This is a genomic window from Paraclostridium benzoelyticum, assembly GCF_001006285.1.
Classification (GTDB): domain Bacteria; phylum Bacillota; class Clostridia; order Peptostreptococcales; family Peptostreptococcaceae; genus Paraclostridium; species Paraclostridium benzoelyticum.
This window is the reverse complement of the sequence record NZ_LBBT01000134.1, coordinates 1-2665: the sequence shown is the minus strand read 5'-3', so window position 1 is coordinate 2665 and position 2665 is coordinate 1. Positions and strand designations below refer to the sequence as shown.

Here is a 2665-nt window from a genome sequence, read left to right as displayed (position 1 = left end):
AATTAATTAGTTATTATGGAGGTTTAACATGAAAAAACTTGAAGATATTAAGCTATTTAGAGATTTAGAAGAAGCTTCTTTAAAATATAGAGATTTAGAGTTTAAAAACAAAGATACAGAAATTGAATATAACACTCAGTTACAAAATCTTTTAATTAGTTATAAATCACAACTACCTCAAATAAAAAATAGATACGATTTTATATCAAAACAAGTTAAAGATCAATCTAATTACTACTCTTCTAAAAATGTTTATAATACTATAATTAGTTTGAACAACTTAGTTAGCTCTAAATGTGATTATATAAAAAATTACGATTTAGATAGAGAACATACATGTGTGCATGCAGTAATAGGGTCAACTGTGGATGAGCTTTCTTTAATTAATAACTCTATAAAGAATAAAGATTTCTTAAAAGATAAGCATACTTATTTATACATATATGAAAAAATATCAATAAATAGCTTTATGAACTTTTTAGCTTTAAAAGATATGTCTATAAATAAAAACTTAATAGATGCTTTATCTCAATTAGTCCTTGCTCAAATTCAGTCAGTAGCTCTTGTATCTTTATAAAACAAAAAGGTTGTAAAACTTTTACAACCTTTTTATATAAGTATCTGAATTTGGCAACTATATGTTTTAGTATTAAAAAAATCATTAAATAACTCAATTTCAATAAATTTTTTTACTTCTAAGTTATTTTCTTTTATGTATTTTACAATTTTATTTATACATTCTTCCTCATTTTCTTTTGTGTATGCTAATGTTAAATAATCACCTTTAGGCAATAAATCTATATGTTTATCTATTTTGATATTTTCATCTTTGATTATTTCATTAAATACATAAAATGGTTCTACTTCTCCCTCAGAATTAAAATCATATCCAATTCCTCTTTCTATAGACATATTTAAATTTTTATTTTTAATAATTTTTTCTAATTCTGAGTACGGAATAAGCTCTTTTAAACTTCCTACTTCTTTACACGGTGCTATTACTATATATCTATCATCAAAATGTTTAATTCTTATTTCTCCATCTTTTATTAATGCTTTTGAGTATTCAACACTATTGTTTAAAGTATCAATGTTAGTTATTATTTCTTTCATTTTTATAATATTCTCTTCAGTTTCTGCTCTTTTTGCATGTAAAAATTTCAAAAGTTTTTCTGTTTCACAATCCCTGAAAATTTCTTGAAGCTCAGCTATACTAGTTCCTAATGCTCTGCATCCCTTTATTATATCAATATGTATGAATTGATCTATCGAGTAATATCTATACCCTGTATTATCATCTATATATTTAGGAATTAAAATTCCAACTTTATGATAATACCTTAATGCTTTTACTGTTATTTTTTTTATTTTTGAAACCTCTCCTATAGAGTATAAATTTTTCATAAATTTTCATCCCCTAATTTTAAAATTTTCGTATTGACTCTCCCTTTAGGGTATACATTACTATCATTATAAGGTATTTGCAACAGAAATTTCACTTTGAATTTATTAGCTAGAAAGGATAGTGTGTTTATATGAAAAATGTAGTTTATAGGAATTTAGAGAAAAAAGATTATAATCTTACTCCTACTTATAAATCTTTTTTAGTAAGATATATACCCTATATAAATTAAATTTATCAAGATATAAGTTTAAATATCTACTTATTCAATTTTCCTAGCTTTTCGTTAATACTTCTTACTCTACGGCTGAATATATTCCATACCACAATATAAAAAACTATAAATGTCAAAATAAATGAAGCTATTCCAAAAAAGTTCTTAGGCATCCATCCTGTTAAATATGAAATTGGAAAATATACAATTGTAATAAGTATTAAATTTATAGACGTCTGTTTTAATAAACTCCATTCTTCTATTGAGTATACAACACTTAGTCCTGTACAATAAAACCCCGTAAACGCTGAAGCTAAAAATTGAATAAAAAACTGTTCTCTTGTTGTTTCAAAACTACTTATATCGCTAGTTAATAAAATTATAAAAAACACTAATTGGCCTATAAATACCCCTCCCGGTACTCCATAACACACACCTCTATGTATAAATGTTTTTATATACTTACTCATTTTAAAAACCTCCATTTTTTAAATAATCTTTTATTTTTGATATGTATCTTCTAGATATACTTTCCTTTTTGCCATTTATAAAATTAATAGTTAAATTACCGCTAAAACTCATATCTATATTTTTAACTTTCTTTAAATTTACAATAGAAAATTTCGAAACTCTGATAAATGATGTATTTTTAAAATTCTCTTCTATTTCATATAGCCTTTCATCTACTTCGTATCTAAAATCTTCAGTCTCAACAAATACTTTTTGATTTTCACTGTAGAAAAAATATATATCTTTCACATCTACTATATATACCTTTTTATCTGATTTGCCTAAAATGTATTTATTTTTTGTAGTTTTTAGTTTTTCTAAAATTTCTATAGTCTCATCATTCATTTCATTTGACCTTAATATAACTTGAATTTCTTCATACCTTTTGTCTATATCTATATCTATTTTCATATATTTGACCCCCTATCTGAGTTTAATTATACATCATCAATTTTTTAATTCTATAAATTATATATAAAAGGTATTTTTAGTTGTATAAGCGGTATTTTTTTGAATATAAAAAAGAAACTATATTATTT

At 23.6% G+C, this 2665-nt stretch carries 4 protein-coding genes; 1 reads left to right on the top strand and 3 read right to left on the bottom strand.

The window, feature by feature from the left end; translation table 11 throughout:
- The first annotated feature begins 28 nt into the window (after positions 1-28).
- Entirely contained in the window at positions 29-577 is a 549-nt protein-coding gene (locus VN21_RS05665) for a hypothetical protein (protein ID WP_021429806.1), read from the top strand.
- Between the two features lie 32 nt (positions 578-609).
- Here VN21_RS05665 and VN21_RS05660 read toward each other — a convergent pair whose 3' ends face one another.
- The 3 genes from VN21_RS05660 to VN21_RS05650 all read right to left on the bottom strand — a co-directional run bounded on the left by VN21_RS05660 (position 610) and on the right by VN21_RS05650 (position 2537).
- Positions 610-1404, bottom strand: coding sequence for a MerR family transcriptional regulator (locus VN21_RS05660; protein WP_046822450.1), 795 nt, complete (start codon positions 1402-1404; stop codon positions 610-612).
- A 256-nt stretch (positions 1405-1660) separates the two neighbouring features.
- Positions 1661-2086, bottom strand: a complete 426-nt coding sequence (locus tag VN21_RS05655; protein ID WP_046822449.1) for a DUF3021 domain-containing protein — start codon at positions 2084-2086, stop codon at positions 1661-1663.
- Between the two features lies 1 nt (position 2087).
- Positions 2088-2537, bottom strand: coding sequence for a LytTR family DNA-binding domain-containing protein (locus VN21_RS05650; RefSeq protein WP_025162058.1), 450 nt, complete (start codon positions 2535-2537; stop codon positions 2088-2090).
- Positions 2538-2665 lie beyond the last annotated feature (128 nt).

Bases quoted from the DNA above. Each gene is read 5' to 3' on its own strand.
- VN21_RS05665 (WP_021429806.1), top strand. From the start codon at position 29: ATGAAAAAACTTGAAGATATTAAGCTATTTAGAGATTTAGAAGAAGCT.
- VN21_RS05660 (WP_046822450.1), bottom strand. From the start codon at position 1,404: ATGAAAAATTTATACTCTATAGGAGAGGTTTCAAAAATAAAAAAAATA.
- VN21_RS05655 (WP_046822449.1), bottom strand. From the start codon at position 2,086: ATGAGTAAGTATATAAAAACATTTATACATAGAGGTGTGTGTTATGGA.
- VN21_RS05650 (WP_025162058.1), bottom strand. From the start codon at position 2,537: ATGAAAATAGATATAGATATAGACAAAAGGTATGAAGAAATTCAAGTT.